Origin of the sequence: Vibrio sp. SCSIO 43137 (assembly GCF_028201475.1) — a bacterium.
GTDB lineage: Bacteria > Pseudomonadota > Gammaproteobacteria > Enterobacterales > Vibrionaceae > Vibrio.
In genome coordinates this window covers 1355645-1375525 of record NZ_CP116384.1, presented here as the reverse complement: position 1 = coordinate 1375525, position 19881 = coordinate 1355645, and the positions used below count along the sequence as shown (strand labels likewise).

The following is a 19881-nucleotide window of genomic DNA, read 5'->3' as shown; positions in this document are numbered from 1 at the left end:
AGTGGTATGAGTGCTATTTCACTAAATACCAAGCTCGCCTATGGCATAGGTGCGTTTGGCAAAGATATAACTTGTGGTGTCGTATTATTATACGCAATGTTCTATTTTACAGATATATTAGGAGTGTCACCTGCGTTTGTTGGTACCTTGTTCTTGGTGGCAAGAATATGGGATGCATTTAATGATCCTTTGATGGGTATACTGGTGGATAAAACTAAAAGCCGGTTTGGCCGAATAAAAGTATGGCTTTTTACCGGTGCATTGTTTAACACGATATTAATTATAGCCATGTTTAATGCTCAATGGCTTGAAGGCAGTATGCTGTATTTTTATATCACAATTACTTATATATTGTGGGGTATGGCATTTACAGCAATTGAGATTCCTTTCTGGTGTATTTTGCCAAATGTTGCCAAGTCAGATGAAGAAAAAGCCAGCTTAGTAATTTGGCCACGCAGCATGATTAGCGTCGCATGGATGGTGATTGGCTCATTCTTTTTTGTAGCAGTAGATTATTTAGGTGACGGGGATCAAGGGCGAGGATTTAGCCTGACTGCAACATTTGCAGCAGTACTGTTTTTTCTAGCTATGATGGTGCTTTTATATAATTTTAAAGAGGGAAAGCAAGCAGAAGATAAACCCCAATACACTTTAAAAGATTTCTGGAATATGCTGAAAAGTAATGATCAACTAATTATCATATTCTTGGCGTTGTTTTTCTTTTTTAATATTGTCGGGACTATTCTTTACTTTGCTGTCTACTATTTTACTTATGTTGTAGAAAGTCAGGAGCTTTTTGGTACTTTCATGTTAGTTGCTGGTATAGCAGAAGTGATAACACAACTTATTATTCCTTTCGTCCTGAAAAAGATAAGCCGTGAAACCTTAACTAAAATTGCTTATTTGCTACCTATTCTGGGGTGTGCCGTATTAGCCTATTCCAGTTTTTATGCATTACATAATGTTGTGCTAATTGCTATTGGTTCAATACTTGTTCGTGCTGGCCATGGCTTCATGTTGGTATTGATGATAATTATGCTTACCGACTGTATGGATTATGGCGAGCTTAAAACTGGTAAGCGGGCAGAGGGAGTAATATTTGCAGCAATGCCTATGCAGTTTAAATTGGGTAATGCAGCAACGGGATTTATTATGGGCATAGTATTAACTGTTAGCGGTTATGTCCCTAATGAAACCCAATCACCAGAGACAATAGCAAGTATGCGGTTTCTCTTCCTAGTTTTCCCTGTCATTGTCGCAGCTATCTCATATTACATTTATTCCCGTTTTTATAAATTAAAAGGAGACTATCTTGATGAGGTAAAACAATCTCTTGAAAGAAATAAAAATCATCAGAAGAAAATGGCTTGCTCAGCAGAAGTTAGTAACGAAGAAGTCACTGTGTGACTTGAGTGCAACTGACTATCAAAAGGTCGCTGTTGCGACCTTTTGGCTAGCTGACTAACTGATTAATGGCGTTTCGTTGTGCCGGGAAGTTCAACGAGATCCAATAACATATTAAGCCGCATCTGTCTCGATTGATAACTGCATAAGCTGATATTCCAGCTCTGAGTTTGTTACTATTTCAAAATCTGTAAATACAGCAACTGGCTTAACTGTTTTTCCTTTTCCTTGTTCAAGGCGGATAAAGCCTTTTTCACTTAATGCTTTAAGTGTGTTCGACAGGTTTGATTTTGCCCGTCCGGTCAACTCTGAGAGTTGGGTTAAACTTTCAGGTTGTTCAGAATCGATTAGGCGAAGCAGTTCTATATTTTCCGGCCTAAGCAGTTGAGAAACAGTGTTGAAAGAGGTGTACCATATCTTAGGCTCATTCTCTTTAGGTAAGTACTTACCTTGAGCAACGGCTAGTAATCTTACACGAATCAGTTCTTCTGACATAATTCCGATTCTTGCTTTCATATTATTTACCTTCTATAACCTCTATCGTTCTATCTATCCCTTCAAAAAAATCTTGCAGTAAAGAGTAGCAATCTGAGAATTCATAAGGTGTTCCTTTATCTACTGCAGACTTATGTAGGTGGTCATACTCATAACGCTTGCCGCTGTATTTACTCCGTTTGGGAGTTTTCACTGCATGGGCATTGTCATGACCAAATACTCGTTTATTGTATTTATTGTGCAGTGTCAGGTTGTAGCGTATACCGTGAGGACGTTCTTTTGTCGGAGGAACTTTCCAAACTTCTATTTTCCACCAATATCCATCGTCTCTGTGGACTTGCTCACCATGCATATTGAGTAGAGCTTCAAATCCATCCTGCGCGTTCACTTTAATTGAGTTATGGTCTGAGCATAACATAACAGATCGCCTTGTGTCTAAAGAATCTCTGGCAGGAAATGATGCCATATCATTAAAAGCGCATTGGCTGATATTTAGCGTGAAATTGAGTGAAAATAACGGTTTGTGTTGGAGTTTTGCTTGGTATCAGAAATGAAAAAGATACGTCACGGTTAGCGACGTATCTTTGCTGTTCTTTACACGCCCATATATTCAGCATGAAACTCAAGATGTTGCTCAATAAACGTCGAGATAAAGAAGTAACTGTGGTCATAGCCGGGTTGCATTCTTAGGGTGAGTTCAGAGTTGTTGCTTTCTGCAGCCTTAAGTAGCAACTCTGGTTTAAGCTGCTCTTCAAGAAAATCATCGGCATCACCCTGATCAATCAGAATTGGCAAAGTGGCTTTTTCCTGCTTAAGCAGTTCACTCGCATCGTATTTCTTCCAGACAGAAAAATCACTGCCCAGATATGCGGTAAATGCTTTTTTGCCCCATGGGCATTGCATCGGGTTACCAATCGGACTAAATGCAGAGATTGAATTGTACCGCTGAGGATTGTTAAGTCCGATAATCATAGCGCCATGGCCGCCCATGCTATGACCGGCAAGAGACTTAATGCTAGTTACCGGGAAGTTATTTTCAATAAGTTGCGGAAGTTCTTTAACCACATAGGAGTACATATGGTAATGCTCAGACCACGGTTTTTCTGTTGCGTTGACATAGAATCCCGCTCCCTTGCCTAAATCATACGCTTCATCGTCAGGGATATTGTCACCGCGGGGGCTGGTATCCGGGGCAACAATAGCCATACCTAACTCAGCTGCTTTTTTAAAAGCTCCGGCTTTTTGCATAAAGTTTTCGTCAGTGCATGTCAGTCCTGATAGCCAGTACAGAACCGGAACAGGATTCGATTTTGAGGCATTTGGTGGCAGAAAGATGGCGAAGCGCATATTGCAGTTCAGCACACGGGAGTCATGTGTATATTGTTTATGCCAGCCTCCGGCAACTTTATTCTGACTTACATTTACAAGTGTCATAGTGTTGAGCTCTTATTATTAGTGGAAAATCGCTGTACTTATGGGAAAGCACAGCGATGGTCGATACTGAACAGTAAATTACTTATCCATATGAATAACAGAGCGGATGCTCTTACCTTCGTGCATCAAGTCAAATGCTTCGTTGATGCCTTTCAGACCCATGGTGTGAGTAATGAACTCTTGCAAGCCAAACTCACCTGCCATGTAACGTTCTACAATCTCAGGTAACTCAGAGCGGCCTTTAACTCCACCGAATGCACTACCACGCCATACGCGGCCAGTTACTAACTGAAACGGGCGGGTTGAGATTTCCTGACCGGCACCGGCTACACCGATAATGACAGATTCGCCCCAGCCTTTATGACAACATTCAAGTGCCTGACGCATTACATTTACGTTACCGATACACTCGAATGAGTAATCAACACCACCGTCCGTCATTTCAACGATAACTTCCTGAATAGGCTTATCGAACTTCTGAGGGTTTATTACATCAGTAGCACCAAGTTGCTGAGCCAGCTCAAACTTGCTTTCATTGATATCGATACCTATGATTCTGCTGGCACCTGCCATACGTGCACCGATAATGGCAGAGAGTCCGATACCACCCAGACCAAATACCGCTACTGTATCGCCTTCCTGTACTTTTGCAGTGTTCAATACTGCGCCCATACCAGTTGTTACACCACAACCAAGCAGACACACTTCTTCAAGAGGGGCTTCTTTGTTTACTTTCGCCAGAGAAATTTCAGGCAGAACAGTATATTCAGAGAAGGTAGAGCAACCCATATAGTGATAAATTGGCTGACCATCTTTATAGAAGCGAGTCGTACCATCCGGCATCAGGCCTTTACCCTGAGTTTCACGAACAGCTTGGCACAGGTTAGTTTTGCCTGATTTACAGAACTTACACTCGCCACATTCAGCTGTATACAGCGGGATAACGTGGTCACCGACTTCAACGCTGGTGACACCTTCACCTACCATTTCAACAATACCGCCACCTTCGTGACCCAGAATTGAAGGGAAAATACCTTCAGGATCGTCACCGGACAGGGTGAATGCATCGGTATGGCAAACTCCTGTTGCGACGATGCGAACCAGAACTTCCCCTTTTTTAGGCAGTTGTACATCAACTTCTTCCATTTTTAGTGGTTCGCCCACTTTCCATGCGACAGCTGCTTTTGACTTAATAAACTCTTGACCGGGTTTGATATCTAATGCCATTTTTTCTTCCTCAGAATTCAGTTTGCAGTATTACGTTTATTGTCTCTTGATGCGGTTATTTTATATTTTTCCTAATGAATGATAATCGGATGAAATAACAAAATTCTTTTACGTATATGTAATAATGTTCTGCCGGAGCTTATTTAAAGATAGAGGAAAAATCCGATGGCGAATTGGGAAGGTGTCTCAGAATTTGTTGCTGTGGTGGATACACACTCGTTTACCGAAGCAGCGAGGAAGTTAAAAACCTCTGTTGCTCAGGTAAGCCGGCGGGTTTCCGCCCTTGAAGAGAGATTAGCGGTAAAGCTGTTGGTCAGAACCACCAGAAAAGTCTCGGTGACCGAGGCTGGACAAACCTATTATCAGCATTGTCGTAGTCTGGTTGAAGGGCTGGAAACTGCTGAGCTGGCGGTTACTCAGATGCAAACGGTACCAAAAGGGCTACTTAAAATAACAGCACCGGTGGCTTACGGTGAGTCACATATCGTTCCACTGCTTACTGAATTTTTGCAGGCACATCCGCTGGTTGATCTGGAGCTGAAACTCACCAATAACAGGGTAGACCTTATTGAGTCAGGAATGGATGTCGCTATTCGTCTTGGCCGCCTTCAGGATTCAAGCCTGATTGCCAAAAGACTTGCAACCAGACAGCTATATGTTTGCGCTACACCTGAGTATCTTGAGAAGTACGGCATACCCCACACTTTGTCTGAACTGGAGAATCATAACTGTCTGGTTGGTTCTTCTGAACATTGGCGTTTCAGGGAAAACCGGACAGAAAAAGCGATGAAAGTATCAGGGCGTATTCACTGTAACTCAGGATTTGCCTTGCTGAATGCGGCAAGTAAAAGTCTGGGTCTGGTTCAGTTGCCGGATTATTATGTTAAACAGGCTCTGGAAAGCGGAGAACTGGTAGAAGTGCTTAGTGAATACCGCGTTGAAAGAGAAGGGATCTGGGCACTGTATCCAAATAACCGAAACTTATCGCTTAAGATGCGGTTGGTGATTGATTTCCTGGCCGAGAGGCTAAGCGATATAAAATAAAAGGGCCAAGAAAGGCTCTAAGGAGTGAGGATGGGAAAAGTTGTTTTACAAGGCTTTATCTTGGTAGCGGATGATGATCTAAAGCGGGTTGAACAAGAGCTTGATACTCATACTAAGCTAATGCTACAGGAAGCTGGCTGTATTACCTTCCGGGTAATAAATAGTTCTGAGAACCCGAGTAGATTTGATGTTTACGAAGAGTTTACCGACAGAGCAGCATTTGAACTGCATCAGTGGCGGGTGAAAGCCTCTCGCTGGGGAGAAGTCACAGTGAATGTCGAAAGGCACTATCAGATATCTGAGGCAAACTAAGACATCATTGTAAATTTCTGCGGAGTTATCGGCGAAGTTATCGAAAGAAGTTATCGGGACAGGCACCGTAACCGGGCAAAAATAAAAACCGCCAGAGAATTAAATCTCTGGCGGTTTACTCGTTTATTCGCCGGTTGCTTAGATGCAGTCTAAACGGATATGGCTGTTTTTAAGGTCATCACGGCTGATGCCTTTGCCGTTGTTCTCTGCATTGAAGTGACGTAGCAGTTCAGTTAGTGCGTGGATTGACGCCAGCAGGTCACCAGTGTGAGCAGATTCCGATGAAGTGTGCATATTACGGATTGGGTAGCCGATAGTAATGGCAGCACTATCCACACCGGCAAGCGCCGCAGCCATGCCGTCTGTACCCATATCACGACCGGAGAAATCCAGCTGATAAGGAATGTCATGCTTTTTACAGACGTTTTCCAGCGTCTGAACCAGATACTCTGAACTTACTGAACCACGGCCGATGGTGAAACCTTCACCCATCTTCAGCGGGTTCATTTTACGGTCACCGATACCCGGTGCAGCTTCATAGTCGTGGTTTACGTCAGTCGCGATTAACACATCAGGCTTAAGCTCACCAACAACCTGAGTAGAGCCAAAGCGGCCAATCTCTTCATGGGTAGCGATGGTGTAAAGCACACGAACATTATCCAGACCTTCTTTAGCAACAAGGCGGGCGATTTCCGTTACTGAGAAGCAACCCAGACCGTTGTCCAGATAAGCACCATAGAAAGTATCTTCTGATACGCCACGCTTAATAGGACGATCGAGCAGGATAGGGTCACCCGGGCGAAGGCCTAGTGCTTCAATCTGCTTTTTACGCTCTTCACCATGAGTGTGCAGTTCAAGATAAATAGATTCTGGTTTAATGCCCTGCTCACCGGTACGTTGTGCCGGAGTAGAGAAGTGAATAGCACCCAAAGCTTCAACGGTTGCACCTTCGATAACCTTGTACTTGCCTGTGTTTTCAGGATCCTGACAGAAGACTTTAACTTCGTGACCAATCAGCGTAGTCGGCAGGAAAGAGTCAGTATTAATCCATACTTTACCGTTATCATCGATTTTGCGAACCTGCATACGAATTTTATCAGCATGGCCGACAATCATTACGCTGACAAGATCATCACGACCCGGATGCGAATCAAAAACAAGTCCTGCATTACCTTTAAATTGGTGAATGCCCCAGCCTTCAGGCATAAAAGATTCAAACTCAGGTTTGATGATGCCGTAGCTCATGGCTGCTTCAAAACCGATTGGAGAAGGGGAAGCCAGCACCTTCTTCATAAATTCAAATTGATCTTGGGGCATAGCTTTTTGCCATGCTTGTTTTAGTTCTGTTTTGTTTTCCGAACTCATTATTTTGCTCTTATATTTTGATTAAAACTTTGCCACTTAAGTGGCCTCAGAGGGCTGGCGAAAACCTGCCCCTGAAGTATTGGCGCATATACTAGCAAAAACAGTCAGTTTTGTTTGATTTTTCAAAGTGTAATTAGCTTGAGAACTAATGCCTTGGCGATGTTAGCATCGTTCCAAGATTTGCAGACTCTTATGGATATGCACAACTAAAAATGACGTAGCGGTGGGAGTCTGAGTAACAAGTCGAAGTTAACTAATGTTATGCAATCTATCATCATGGTAGCTTTTAAAACTTCACGATACTCAGAAACAAGTGAGCCACCCTCAAAAGGGTGGCTCTTAAACTCGCTACCTGTTGTCAATACTGTTTCCAGCGGAAGAGGACAGGGCTATCACAACAAGAGGCAATGCCTCAGTCGAAAGTAAATATACATAATAAGTTAATTAAGGGCAATTCCTTTGGATTTAAAAGAGATTAAGCAAGGTCTATCTACAGAAAAACTTGAGACTTATCGTCAGGCTCTTAGTTGCAAGTCAGATGCAGAACTTATCGCTGTATATATGGCGATGCAAAGTATTCAGAGTCACTTTTTTGTAGTTGTTCAGTTGCTTGAGGTGACGCTCAGAAACTCTATTCACCAGTCAGCTACAGAGTGCTTTGGAGATGATGAATGGTATAAAAGAATCCCGATAAGTGCGAAGTCTAAAAAGCAAGTTGATTTTGCGGAGCTGCAATGTCTTGAAGATGTAGGTTACAAGTATACGAGTAATGATCTAGTGTCTCGTTTACCCTTTCGTTTTTGGGTTCATATGCTGCACAAGAGTTATAACAACCCTCGTGACAAAGAACGTAACCTCTGGCAGACCCAGTTAGATAAGTGCTTTCCAAATGCCAGAGAGCAAAAAGTTAAACTAAATGCTCTGTTCCAGAAAATAGGCTCATTAAATAAGTTTAGAAATCGGTTGTTTCACCACGAGCCAGCATGGAAAGGTCGGTGTACTAAAGACCGGGAAAGTGCTATTCGGTACTTACTGAAAATGTATAAAGAGCACCTGGCTGCCATATATCTACTTTCAGCCAGTAAACGTGAAATGATTGCTGTATTGAGATTTGAGGCCAAATTTTCTGAAGAGTGCGATACAAAGAGCCTGCAGAAATTTGAGTTGATACTCGCGACCAGAGACAATGAAAAAGAAAAACACCGCTAGTGCTATTTGATGGCTATGTTGATTACAGAGTTTCAACTGTAACGATCTAAAATTAAGCTCATTTTAAAATAAGATACATCGCTTTTATAAAACCGCTCTCCTTCTGTGTGCATTCCGAAGCGTTGATAAAAACCAATGGCTGACTCTCTGGCGTCACACCAGAAAACAGTAACGTTATTTTCATTCAGATAGTTAAGAGCGTATTGGATAAGCGCCGTACCTATACCTTGATTCTGAAACTCTGCATAGGTGGCAAATTTTCTTAATCGTGCTTCACCATTAACTATGTACAACGACGCCACAGAAACGATTCTGCCATCAATTTCTGCCCCTAGATGAATGCCTTCGTCATCGCCCTCAACAAGACAGAACTCCATCGGTTTATCTGGCCATAACACCTGATGACGTACAGGAAGGGCTTTTTCCAAACTAATTTGTTTTATTTTCATTGAGTTGCTACGTGAGGTTTCGAAACATAGTTATCACCAGTGTACACGATTAAGGTATGTTCCTGACTAATATTTCATATCACGACTTTTGGACGGTGCGCGTGGTTATTTTCCTAGTCAAATAAGGTTTTTGTTTTAGCTCGCCCATAACTATCTGTTCATTTATAAGTTATGGGCATGTGAAAATATTACTCAATATTCGGAGTTATTTCGCAGAACGGTTACATACCATTCTCAGCAGATGCAACAGCCGTTAATTTTTTAGCGTCCCTGATTTTCTTCTCTTCTGCAATGGCAACGAAGGCCATGATAACCAGACACAAAACTGCGGCGGTGTTTAATGCGGTAAATGTACCGCTCCAGCCGGTTTGTCCGAAGACAGGCGTTCCGTCAGCAATAAGACCTAAACCAATTTTGGCGAATGAATCACCAATCAGGTAAGCAAATGTTCCTTTAATACCATCCGCTACCGCCACACCTTGTTTAGGTACAAAGCCTACCGCAGCTACCGCAATTAACAGCTGAGGTCCGAATACCAGAAAACCGAGAACAAACAGTGATGCTTTATAGGTAAACACGGTATCTGCATGTTGGTAGAAACCAATGGCCATAGTGATACCAATCAGGGCGATACAGGCCATAAGCCCCCGTCTTCCGTTAGCTAAGTCAGAAATATAGCCCCATAAACATGTGCCTATCAAAGCGCCTGTTTCGAACATGGTAAAGCCGGAAATGGCGGTTTCTTTGTCAAAACCAAGCACCTCATAGCCATACACGGTTGACCATTGATCAATACCGATACGGACAACATACAAGAACACATTGGCAAAGCAGAGCAACCAGATAACCTTGTTAAACAGAACATATTTTTTAAAGATCTCCATCTTGCTCATTTTCTCTTCGGCTACAAGGCGATCTTCTTCACTGATTTGCTCGTCAAATATCTCTTCAGCTGTACCCAGTCCGTATGCTTCCGGGCTGTCATTACCCATGTAGAAACCGATACAGGCGACCAAAATGGCGATGATAGCCGGGAAGATAAACATCCCTGTTACATTGCCATCGAAAAAGTAGTTAGCACCAAACAGTGCTACACCGGCCGCTGCCGCCCCGCCCACATTGTGAGAGATATTCCACGCCCCCAGAAAGGTTCCCCGGTTGTTTTTACTTGTCCATTTCGTAATGGTTGAGTAGCTGTTGGAACCGCCGATGGACTGGAACATGCCTGACAGAGAGTACAAACCAATCATCATGTAAAACGAGCCGGTACTGTCGCCCATAACAAAACCGAATCCCAGAATACAGAAGCCGGACATCAGAAGGCCGAGAGGCAGCATATTTTTGCTGTTTTTGCCGTCTGCCCAGTAGTTTAAGATGGTTTTACCTAAGCCGTAAGTAATGGAGAAACCAAGGCCGATGGTTCCTAACTGGGTCAGGCTCATGCCGTAATCGGCAATCATATCGTTTTGCGCGATATTAAAGTTTTTACGGATGAGATACATAACCAGATAGCTGACAAATACAACCAAATACGATCTCAGGAACGGAGCGAGCCACATTTTCCGCCGTTGTTCGAGTGGTATATCCAGTGTCGGTTTTCTAACTTGTTTTAAGAATGAGAGTTCCATAATTTCCTCTAAGGTTGTGAGCAACATAGGGTTTTAATACGGGCTAACTCTATAAACAAACTTGCAAACTAAATTAGGACGATTTCCTAGTTTTTCAGATTAATTGTTTGTTCGTGATTATTATCACGTTTCAGAGTTGTGATAATAAGTAAATAAAACAATCACTCTAGAAAAGGTTAATTTATGTAAATAAAAATGTGGCTGGGTATCAATTTTATATAAAAATAAAAACCAACTTGAATAACTATTTAATTAGGAGTATCTTTCCTGAAAATTTCAGGCTAGATGCACATTTATGATTAAAGTCGCTCTTATTGATGATCATGTTATTGTTCGTTCCGGTTTTGCTCAGTTACTTTCTCTGGAATCTGATATTCAAGTTTCCGCAGAATACAGCTCTGCTGTTGAAGCATTCGATAGACTGAAAAGCGGTGATGTGGATATCTGTATTCTGGATATATCCATGCCGGATAAGAGCGGACTGGAGTTATTACAAGAAGTGTCTGCCTATGTTCGCTGCATAATGCTGAGTGTGCATGATTCTGCAACGGTAATAGATAAAGCCTTGAAATTAGGAGCGAAAGGCTTCCTTAGTAAGCGGTGTAGCCCTGATGAAATGATTCTTGCTGTACGAACTGTGGCAAAGAACAAACAGTATATTCCCTCCGACTTATCTAAGAAGCTCGCAAATAGTGTAAGAAGCGATAACTTCAGAATATTAACCAAAAGAGAACTGGAAGTTGGTGAATTACTGGCTCATGGATTGGATATTAAAAAAATTGCAGAAACATTAGGGTTAAGTCCTAAAACAGTTCATATTCACCGGGCAAACGCAATGAATAAATTAAATGTGACAAATAATGTTGAGCTGGCGAAGTGTTTTGAATCAGAGTGGATATAATGCGTAATAGTATTGTTGTTAATATTTATTTATGGTTTTTTATGACATGCTGCCTATTTTGTTTGTGGATGCTGTCTAACCATTTTTTAAATGATCTTGCATTGTCTTATTTATTGTTTCCGTTTGGATTGAGAACCGGTATTGCACTCCATTGTGATAAAAAATACTGGGATTCAATATATTCTGCTGAATTAATACTAATTATTGCAGTAGGTTTTTTGTTTAATCCTTATGACTTTCTGTTCCTTATTGTAGCCAGCATTATAAGTATCGGTGTTATTGCCATTGCACAAAAACACTATCACGGAAACCAATGGAAAAGGCTCTATGTTATTGGTTTGGTTATCTTTGTTACCTCGTCTGTCAACGGGTTATGTTATTACCTTTACTACGATAGTTTATGGCTCGCCCTGCTATCCAGCGTTGCCGGTGGTCTGATGTTAGTGCCTAGTTGCTATCTGGTATGGAGCTACTTGTTTCAGAACTCATGGGAACCGTTAACAGCCACTCTGGCCGGAAAACCGGTTAACTTACGAAAGCAGCATATTCTGTTTTTTTTGCTACTGTTTACCGCCAGTATATTTGCCCAGTCAGCACTTCCAGAAGAGTTAAGTCAGTTTGCACCTTTCTGCCTTGCCATTCCGATAATATTGTTAGCCTACCACTACGGCTGGCAGGGCGCTTTATTAGCTACCTTATTTAATGGTATTGCCATTATAGCCACACATACCGGTGCCAACTTATCAACGACGGATTTATTGCTGTCAATATCGGCTCAGACTCTGACAGGTGTGTTATTAGGGGTTGGGATACAGCGGCAAAGAGAGCTAAACAGCCGGTTAAAACAAGAGTTAACCAGAAATAAAAATTTAACCAGAAAGCTGATAAAGGCTGAAGAAGGAGTACGTAGTGAGGTGGCCCGCGAGATTCATGATGAAATCGGCCAGAATATTACCGCTATACGGATAAAATCCAGCATTCTTCAGCGAATAAACAGCGATGAAAAAGAAAGTGAGTATGCCAGAAGCATAGAGCAACTCTCCCTTAATATTTACGACACCACCCGGGGATTACTGGAACGCCTGAGACCTAAATCTCTTGATGACTTGGGCCTGAAAGGTGCGGTCAATCAATTGATTAATGAGTTGGAGTTTGACTCTCAGCACATCAAGGTTTCTGTTTTATTCAAAATTGAAGAGTCTGAACTTAACGATGTTTTTAAAGCAACGCTGTTTAGAATAACTCAGGAAGCATTAAATAATATTATTAAGTACGCAAAAGCATCTGAGGTAAAAGTTTCTTTTTCAAGTCAAACAGTCGATGAGGGCAGCCATTTCTGCCTGAGTATTGCAGACAATGGTATTGGGTTTAAGGCAGAAGAAACAAAACGTGGCCTCGGACTGGCCGGAATAAAAGAACGGGTTATTGCACTGGGCGGTGAGTTTAATATTTGTTCCGTTCAGTATGACTATCAGGGCCGGTCAGGAACCAAGCTGACTGTTGTGTTACCTGCGAACTGATAAGGATATTTATGTTTGGTTTTTTTAAATCCGGGTCTGAGCAACCTGCCATCCAAAATAAACAGCAGGTCGACTCAACTTATAAGCAACTTCGTTATCAGATTTTGTTCAGCTTATACATTGGCTATGCAGGTTATTACTTCACCAGAAAGAGCTTTAACTATGTCATGCCGGAACTGATTAACGATTTTGGACTGGATATATCTGATATTGGCTTTATCGGTACATTGTTTTATATCGTTTATGGTTTTTCTAAGTTCTTCTCCGGCTTTATCGCAGATAACACTAACCCAAGATATTTTATGGGCGTTGGTTTAATCATTACTGGTGTTATCAATATTTTCTGTGGCCTGTCTGATTCAATCTTTGTGTTTTTCTCTCTGTGGATACTGAATGCTGTGTTTCAGGGCTGTGGGTTTCCCAGTTGTTCACAACTGCTAACTACTTGGTATTCAAGAACTGAGCGGGGGCTGTGGTGGTCTATCTGGAATACGGCTCATAATGTAGGGAATGCCTCACTGTCGATATTGGTAGGCTTTTTAACCCTGCACTACGGCTGGCGGGAAGGCATGATTGTTCCCGGAATTATTGGTGTTTTTATCGGGGTTTACCTCTGTTTACGTTTAAAAGACAAACCGACAAGCTTAGGCTTACCCTCTATCGGCAGATGGCGCAATGATCAGCTGGAGTTGAGTCAGGAGTTGTATGGGCAGGGGCTAAGCTACAGGGATATTGTTAAGAAATACGTGTTTGCTAATAAATATATCTGGTTGCTTGCCCTCAGTTACATACTTATCTATATCGTCCGGATAGGAATTAATGACTGGGGAAACCTCTATTTAACGCAGCAACACGGTTACAACTTGATGACGGCAAACTCCATATTAGCTCTGTTTGAAGTGGGTGGCTTTGTTGGATCACTGGTTGCCGGTAAAGGGGCGGATTCACTTTTCCATGGTAACCGCATTCCAATGACACTGCTATTTTCTATCGGTGTATTTTTCTCTGTATCTGCGTTTTGGGTAATACCCAAAGAGATATACATTCTTCAGGCAGGCTGCTTTTTCGCTATCGGTTTTTTCGTCTGTGGCCCACAAATGCTTATTTGCATGGCGGCGGCCGAATGCTCACACAAACATTCGCCCGGGGCATCAACCGGATTTATCAGTCTGTTTGCTTATGTCGGTGCAGCGATTGCAGGCTACCCACTGGCGCTCATCGTTGAAAACTACCACTGGAACGGTTTTTTCACGGTAATAGCAACCGCTTCCGCAACAATAGGACTGGTGTTATTACCATTTTTAAAAGCTCAGCTATTAGCTGATAAATCAGTTGCAATGGTGGAGTAGGGTAAAGACGGGCATCAAGAGTTAACAAAGTGCAATTAGCTCAGCCTCAAAGGAAAAGGCTCATGTTCATCACCGGCTTTCTCATTGCAGCAAACATCAATTAAATATATTTTCAAAGGCACTCTAGTATTCATCTTGAGTATTTTTTAATCCAAATATTTCCGCCGTTTATGGTCATCTATTGGACATAAATCGTTCACTAAAGGTAAATTCAAACGAAACATAATTGTCATCTTTTCCGTGAAAAATAGCTTCGAAACGAAATAAACGAACTCTGTAAGAAACGATACGAAACTACAAAACAAAGGAAAGGAATGATGAAACACTTATGGATTACCGGCATGCTTTCAGCGGCTGTATCTGGATCAGCTCTGGCGGCAACAGAAGTAACATGGTGGCATGCAATGGGTGGTCAGCTTGGTGAAACCGTTAATAAAATCGCGACTGACTTCAACGCATCTCAGAATGATTACAAGGTTATTCCTGTTTATAAGGGATCTTACACAGAGACTCTCACTGCCGGTATCGCCGCTTTCCGAGCAAGTGAATCACCAAACATTCTTCAGGTGTTTGATGCTGGTGCGGCTACGATTATGAATGCAAAAGGGGTTGCTAAGCCTGTTCAGGATATTATGCTTGAATCCGGCTACAGCTTTACCCCATCAGACTACCTTGCCGGTGTACGTAACTTCTACGCGGATAGTGCAGGAAAAATGGTTGGCATGCCATTTAACAGCTCAACCCCTGTACTTTATTTCAATCGCGATATTCTGGCTGAAGCTGGTGTTGATGCGCCAAAAACCTATGAAGAGATGGAAGTCGTTGCCAAAATCCTGAAAGAAAAGGGTTACGCTGCGTTTTCTCAGTCTCACACTCCATGGATCTTCTTCGAAAACTTTAAGTCCCGCCACAACCAGCAACTGGCTGATAAAAACAACGGATACGATGCGCCGGCGACTAAAGTGATGTACAGCACTAACAACCTGCAAATGCACTTTACCAAGATGAAAGAGTGGGCAGATAAAGGTTACTACAAGTACTACGGTAAAGACTGGTCTGCTAACCAGACCCCGTTTGAGCGTAAAGAGGTAGCAATGTGGATTGGCTCCTCTGGTTCCTTTGGCGGCCTGCGCGACCGTGTTGATTTTAAACTGGGTACTACCTTCCTGCCTTACTGGAAATCTGTCGACAAAAACGCCGGTGTCACCTTTATCGGCGGTGCAGCTCTGTTTGCCCTGTCAGGCCATAACAAAGCAGAAGATAAAGGGGTTGCAGCCTTTTTCAACTATCTGACCAGCCCTGAAGTACAGATGAACTGGCACAAAACCACGGGTTATGTCCCTGTGACCAACGCGGCTTATGAACTGACTAAAAAATCTGGTTACTACAATGAGAGCCCCGATGCAGAAGTTGGTGTTAAACAGCTAAGCCTGTCTGGTGGCGAATGGACAAAAGGTTACCGCCTTGGTTTCTATCCTCAGATTCGTGAGGTGATGTTCCGCGAAACAGACAAGATTTTCGCCGGCGAATCAGAAGTTAAGCCAAGCCTGAAGAAGATCGATGCTGAAGCTCAGCAACTTCTTAAGCGCTTTGCCCGCACAGTTAAATAATTAGCTGCTCTTGAGCCTCGCCTGAAACTGGCGGGGCTTTCCTTTTATCTATTTCTGGAGTCCACGTGGAACGTCGTCAACAATTCCGGCACTCTCCCTTGCCATACTTATTTTTGGCTCCGCAGGTTTTAATTATTGCGATATTTTTTATCTACCCGGCAGCTCAGGCGGTTTATCTCTCCTTTATGCTGGAAGATCCCTGGGGAATGTCTTCTACCTTTGTCTGGCTGGAAAACTACAGCATACTTTTTGAATCAGATGAGTACCTAAAGTCTGTCGGTTTTACCCTCTATTTTTCAGTGCTGGTTTCCTTTCTTTCACTGGCGCTGGCTTTGCTGCTGGCAGTGAAGGCCAACAATGTTATTCACGGAAAAAGTGCCTACCGGATCACCCTAACCTGGGTGTATGCCGTTGCTCCGGCGGTGGCTGGTGTGATGGGTACTTTCTTGTTCAGCCCTCATTTAGGTATTTTTGTCGATCTGTTTAAGGCACTGGGCATTGAGTTTAGTTTTCAGACCGATTCCGGCGATGCCATTGTTGTGCTGGTTATCGTTTCTGTATGGAAGCAAATTTCGGTTAACTTCGTCTATTTTCTGGCTGGCCTTCAGTCCATCCCGGGATCTGTTAAAGAGGCATCTACGCTGGATTGTATCAGTGATACAAGGCGCTTCTGGACCATTACTTTCCCACTGCTGGCTCCTACCGGTTTTTTCCTGCTGGTGATTAATCTTACCTATGCCTTTTTCGATACCTTTGGCGTTATCGACATGATGACTTCCGGAGGCCCCGGTGGCTCAACTACAACACTGGTATACAAGGTGTTTAGTGATGGCTTTGTGGGCGCAGACCTTGGCGGCAGCTCGGCTCAGTCGGTGGTATTGCTGGCAATGGTGCTGGGGCTCACTTATCTGCAGTTCCGTTTCATTGAAAAACGTGTGCACTACTAGGGAAGGTAAGATTATGAAAACAGACAGAATTAGTGACCATATCATTCTTATACTGGGAGCCGCTTTTATGCTTTTCCCTATCTGGCTTATTTTTGCCAGTTCTACCCATGATTCGGCCACTATACTGACGCAAGGCCTGCAATGGCTTCCGGGTGACAGTTTTAACGAAGTTTATGATAAGGCGTGGAATACGGATCAAGGTTTCTCTGCCGGTGTAACAGCTCAGACCATGATTGTGAACTCACTGGTTATGGGGCTGGGGTTTGCTATAGGCAAAATCCTTATCTCGATATGTGCAGCTTATGCCTTGGTCTATTTCCGGCTGCCTTACGCCAGTGCATGGTTCTGGCTGATCTTTGTTACCCTGCTGCTGCCTCTGGAAGTGCGCATTATTCCTTCTTATGAAGTAGTTTCAAAGCTGGGTATGCTAAACAGCTATTCCGGCCTGATCGTTCCTTTGATTGCGTCAGCCACGGCGACCTTTTTCTTTCGACAGTTCTTCAAAACCATACCCGATGAACTGCTGGAGGCTGCTCAACTGGATAATGCTGGGCCACTGCGCTTTATCAAAGATATCTTGCTTCCCCTCTCCCGGACCATGATGGCGGCCATCTTTATCATTATGTTTGTGGTGGGCTGGAACCAATACCTTTGGCCGATCATGATGACCACAGATGAAAGCTATAACACCATAGTGATGGGTATTAAACAGATTCTGGCCAATATCAATGAGACGCCGGATCCCAGATATAACTATGCTTTTGCCATGGTGATCCTTGCCATGCTACCACCAGTCTTGGTGGTGATTATCTTTCAGCGCTGGTTCGTAAAAGGACTGGTTGAGAGCGAAAAATAGACTGTAGAGCGAATAAAAAATGTTAGAAATAAAGCAATTGGTAAAAACCTATGAAAACGGCCATCAGGCGGTTAAAGGGGTCAATCTGGATATCGCCAACGGCGAGTTTATTGTTCTTGTCGGCCCTTCCGGTTGTGGCAAATCCTCTATTCTGCGCTCAATTGCCGGCCTTGAATCGATTTCAGGTGGAGAAATACACCTTAATAACCGGCGTGTAGACAGGGAAAAGCCGGCACAACGCGATATAGCAATGGTGTTCCAGAACTATGCTTTGTATCCACATATGACGGTGTATAACAACCTGGCTTACGGCCTGAAAAACCGTGGTGTCGACAAATCGGTGATTGATGAAAAGATCCAGAGCGTAGCGAAAACACTTAAGATCGAAGAGTATTTGCAGCGTAAACCGGCAAAACTATCCGGTGGCCAGAGACAACGCGTCGCTATGGGGAGAGCCATTGTACGTGACCCTCAGTTGTTTCTGTTTGATGAGCCTCTTTCAAATCTTGATGCCGCACTTCGTGCCCATATGCGATTAAAGATCAAGAAGCTACAGCGTGAGCTGGGAGTTACCAGCGTATATGTTACTCACGATCAAGTAGAAGCCATGACCCTTGCCGATCGTATTGTGGTTTTAAATCAGGGTGAAATTGAACAAGTGGGTACACCGTCTGAGGTATACCATCAACCGGCCAGTCAGTTTGTGGCAAGTTTTATGGGGAGTCCGGCAATGAATTTTTTGTCAGCAACCTTGGTTGATGGCATTTTATCTTTGGCCGGACACAATATTCCGCTGCCGGAGTATAGCGGTCTTAATCAGCCAGTCACTTTAGGTATACGTCCTGAACATGCAGATACCCAGCCGTTGCGTGATGGATTAGAGCTTGTGCTGAATATCAGCGTAATTGAACCTCTTGGTCCGAACCAGCTCGTGCACGGTAAGGTAGGGGAACACTCATTTACTGCCGTTACAGCTGAAACTGAGTTTGCACTGGAAAAGCCGCTTAACCTTTATGTCGATCACAGCAATCTTCACTTGTTCGATACTCAAGGAAAGCGTATTAAACCCACTCAGGCGCCAGTCAGCGTAATGGGCAACGTAATGGGGACAGGCACCGTAAGCAATGTGCAAAGCATATCGGATGCAAAAATAACCGCTTGATAAATAGAGCTTTTTTATTAGCTAGTTAAACAAAAAAGGCACTGCAGTATTTTCCCTGAGTGCCTTTTGTTTTTTATGTAGTAGCAGAAACGCTAAATCAAGATTTAACCTGCTGGGCTTTGTATTGCAGCCATGTATATAAACCGGCAAGAACCGTGGAGCCAATCATCAGGGCAACGGAAACGGCGTTAACGACCGGTGTGGTGCCTTCTCTTACCCGCTGGAACATCTCTACCGTTAATGGCGAGTCAGAGCCGACCAGCATTAAGGTGGTATTAAAGTTCTCGAACGACATTAAAAAGCTGACGATAGCAGCACTGATCAGAGTCGGACGCAGGAAAGGTAATGTAACTGCGTTAAAGGCTTTTAGAGGAGTAGCCCCTAAGTTCAGGGCAGCTTCTTCCAGGCTTGGGTCAAAGCGGCGGTAACGCGCCAGCAGAACCAGCGTGGTAATAGAGGAGATAAACGCAGCCTGACCAAGTACAACCAGAACAAGTCCCGGTCTTGCCCATTCCCACTCCCATGCCCACATATCATCAACCCAGTTAGCCATGGTACTTGAGGTCACCAGAATGGAGACACCCAGAATCACACCCGGAATAACTAGTGGGATAAGCATTAATACAGACAAAAATTCCTTAAAGCGGAACTGAAACCGGATCAGAAGGTGCGCATTACTTAGCCCCAGAAAGGTAGAAACTAAGGTCACACCTAAGGCGACCTGAACACTGGTAAGTACACTGGATAACAGGTTTTTATCGTTAAACAGCCCTATATAGGGTGAACTGTCACCCACGTACCAGACGGTGCTCGAGCCTTTCCATGGCAGGGACGGGTATGTGGCGTCATGAAAGGAGAACACCACTACAACCAATAAAGGCAAAAGTAAAAACAGGAAAAACGCAGCAATAAAGCCCTGATATATCCGTGTTTTTGAATTGCTAAAAGGTACTGAAGGGATCATAACTT

General features: G+C 43.3%; 19 protein-coding genes. 11 read left to right on the top strand and 8 right to left on the bottom strand.

The genetic code is table 11. The features are described 5' to 3' along the window. Positions 1–6: 6 nt before the first annotated feature. Positions 7–1407 (top strand): melibiose:sodium transporter MelB, encoded by a 1401-nt coding sequence (melB, locus tag PK654_RS22040; protein ID WP_271699618.1) that lies wholly within the window; start codon positions 7–9, stop codon positions 1405–1407. 111 nt (positions 1408–1518) lie between these two features. Here the strand turns inward: melB and PK654_RS22035 are convergent, their stop codons facing one another. The 4 genes from PK654_RS22035 to PK654_RS22020 all read right to left on the bottom strand — a co-directional run bounded on the left by PK654_RS22035 (position 1519) and on the right by PK654_RS22020 (position 4560). After that, a complete protein-coding gene (locus tag PK654_RS22035) occupies positions 1519–1920 on the bottom strand; it encodes an HVO_A0114 family putative DNA-binding protein (protein WP_271699616.1) in 402 nt (133 codons plus the stop codon). A gap of 1 nt (position 1921) precedes the next feature. Continuing rightward, the gene (locus PK654_RS22030) at positions 1922–2317 is read right to left on the bottom strand and encodes a DUF6516 family protein (RefSeq protein WP_271699614.1); all 396 of its coding nucleotides are present in this window, start codon (positions 2315–2317) and stop codon (positions 1922–1924) included. Between the two features lie 176 nt (positions 2318–2493). After that, positions 2494–3333 (bottom strand): S-formylglutathione hydrolase, encoded by an 840-nt coding sequence (gene fghA, locus PK654_RS22025; protein ID WP_271699612.1) that lies wholly within the window; start codon positions 3331–3333, stop codon positions 2494–2496. A 78-nt stretch (positions 3334–3411) separates the two neighbouring features. Continuing rightward, positions 3412–4560 carry an S-(hydroxymethyl)glutathione dehydrogenase/class III alcohol dehydrogenase gene (locus PK654_RS22020; protein WP_271699611.1) on the bottom strand — a complete coding sequence of 383 codons (1149 nt, stop codon included), beginning with the start codon at positions 4558–4560 and terminating at the stop codon, positions 3412–3414. Between the two features lie 165 nt (positions 4561–4725). Between PK654_RS22020 and PK654_RS22015 the strand changes: the two genes are divergently transcribed. Both PK654_RS22015 and PK654_RS22010 read left to right on the top strand, forming a co-directional pair. After that, positions 4726–5604: a LysR family transcriptional regulator gene (locus tag PK654_RS22015; protein ID WP_271699610.1), complete on the top strand. Its 879-nt coding sequence runs from the start codon at positions 4726–4728 to the stop codon at positions 5602–5604. Between the two features lie 30 nt (positions 5605–5634). Next, positions 5635–5916, top strand: a complete 282-nt coding sequence (locus PK654_RS22010; protein WP_271699609.1) for a putative quinol monooxygenase — start codon at positions 5635–5637, stop codon at positions 5914–5916. Between the two features lie 138 nt (positions 5917–6054). Here the strand turns inward: PK654_RS22010 and PK654_RS22005 are convergent, their stop codons facing one another. After that, entirely contained in the window at positions 6055–7281 is a 1227-nt protein-coding gene (locus PK654_RS22005) for a M20/M25/M40 family metallo-hydrolase (protein WP_271699608.1), read from the bottom strand. Positions 7282–7740: 459 nt separating this feature from the next. On the opposite strand from PK654_RS22005, the gene PK654_RS22000 reads away from it, so the two are divergent. After that, positions 7741–8490 (top strand): hypothetical protein, encoded by a 750-nt coding sequence (locus tag PK654_RS22000; RefSeq protein ID WP_271699606.1) that lies wholly within the window; start codon positions 7741–7743, stop codon positions 8488–8490. 32 nt (positions 8491–8522) lie between these two features. Here the strand turns inward: PK654_RS22000 and PK654_RS21995 are convergent, their stop codons facing one another. Further along, positions 8523–8939 carry a GNAT family N-acetyltransferase gene (locus tag PK654_RS21995; RefSeq protein WP_271699605.1) on the bottom strand — a complete coding sequence of 139 codons (417 nt, stop codon included), beginning with the start codon at positions 8937–8939 and terminating at the stop codon, positions 8523–8525. 221 nt (positions 8940–9160) lie between these two features. Continuing rightward, complete coding sequence (gene uhpT / locus PK654_RS21990; protein ID WP_271699603.1) at positions 9161–10567, bottom strand: hexose-6-phosphate:phosphate antiporter; 1407 nt, start codon at positions 10565–10567, stop codon at positions 9161–9163. Between the two features lie 295 nt (positions 10568–10862). Here uhpT and PK654_RS21985 point away from each other — a divergent pair, with 295 nt between their 5' ends. The 7 genes from PK654_RS21985 (at position 10863) to ugpC (ending at position 18912) form a co-directional block, all read left to right on the top strand. Beyond that, positions 10863–11468, top strand: coding sequence for a response regulator (locus PK654_RS21985; RefSeq protein WP_271699601.1), 606 nt, complete (start codon positions 10863–10865; stop codon positions 11466–11468). Continuing rightward, on the top strand, positions 11468–12988 hold the full coding sequence (uhpB, locus tag PK654_RS21980) for a signal transduction histidine-protein kinase/phosphatase UhpB (protein WP_271699599.1): 1521 nt from the start codon (positions 11468–11470) through the stop codon (positions 12986–12988). Before PK654_RS21985 ends, uhpB begins: the two co-directional genes overlap by 1 nt. A gap of 11 nt (positions 12989–12999) precedes the next feature. Continuing rightward, positions 13000–14337, top strand: a complete 1338-nt coding sequence (gene uhpC / locus PK654_RS21975; protein WP_271699598.1) for an MFS transporter family glucose-6-phosphate receptor UhpC — start codon at positions 13000–13002, stop codon at positions 14335–14337. Between the two features lie 317 nt (positions 14338–14654). After that, the gene (locus PK654_RS21970; protein WP_271700743.1) at positions 14655–15947 is read left to right on the top strand and encodes an extracellular solute-binding protein; all 1293 of its coding nucleotides are present in this window, start codon (positions 14655–14657) and stop codon (positions 15945–15947) included. Between the two features lie 65 nt (positions 15948–16012). Then, positions 16013–16894 carry an ABC transporter permease subunit gene (locus PK654_RS21965; RefSeq protein WP_271699597.1) on the top strand — a complete coding sequence of 294 codons (882 nt, stop codon included), beginning with the start codon at positions 16013–16015 and terminating at the stop codon, positions 16892–16894. Between the two features lie 13 nt (positions 16895–16907). After that, positions 16908–17750, top strand: coding sequence for a sn-glycerol-3-phosphate ABC transporter permease UgpE (gene ugpE / locus PK654_RS21960; RefSeq protein WP_271699596.1), 843 nt, complete (start codon positions 16908–16910; stop codon positions 17748–17750). Positions 17751–17769: 19 nt separating this feature from the next. Further along, positions 17770–18912, top strand: coding sequence for a sn-glycerol-3-phosphate ABC transporter ATP-binding protein UgpC (ugpC, locus tag PK654_RS21955; RefSeq protein ID WP_271699594.1), 1143 nt, complete (start codon positions 17770–17772; stop codon positions 18910–18912). Between the two features lie 97 nt (positions 18913–19009). Here the strand turns inward: ugpC and PK654_RS21950 are convergent, their stop codons facing one another. Continuing rightward, complete coding sequence (locus tag PK654_RS21950; protein ID WP_271699593.1) at positions 19010–19876, bottom strand: ABC transporter permease; 867 nt, start codon at positions 19874–19876, stop codon at positions 19010–19012. Positions 19877–19881: the final 5 nt, after the last annotated feature.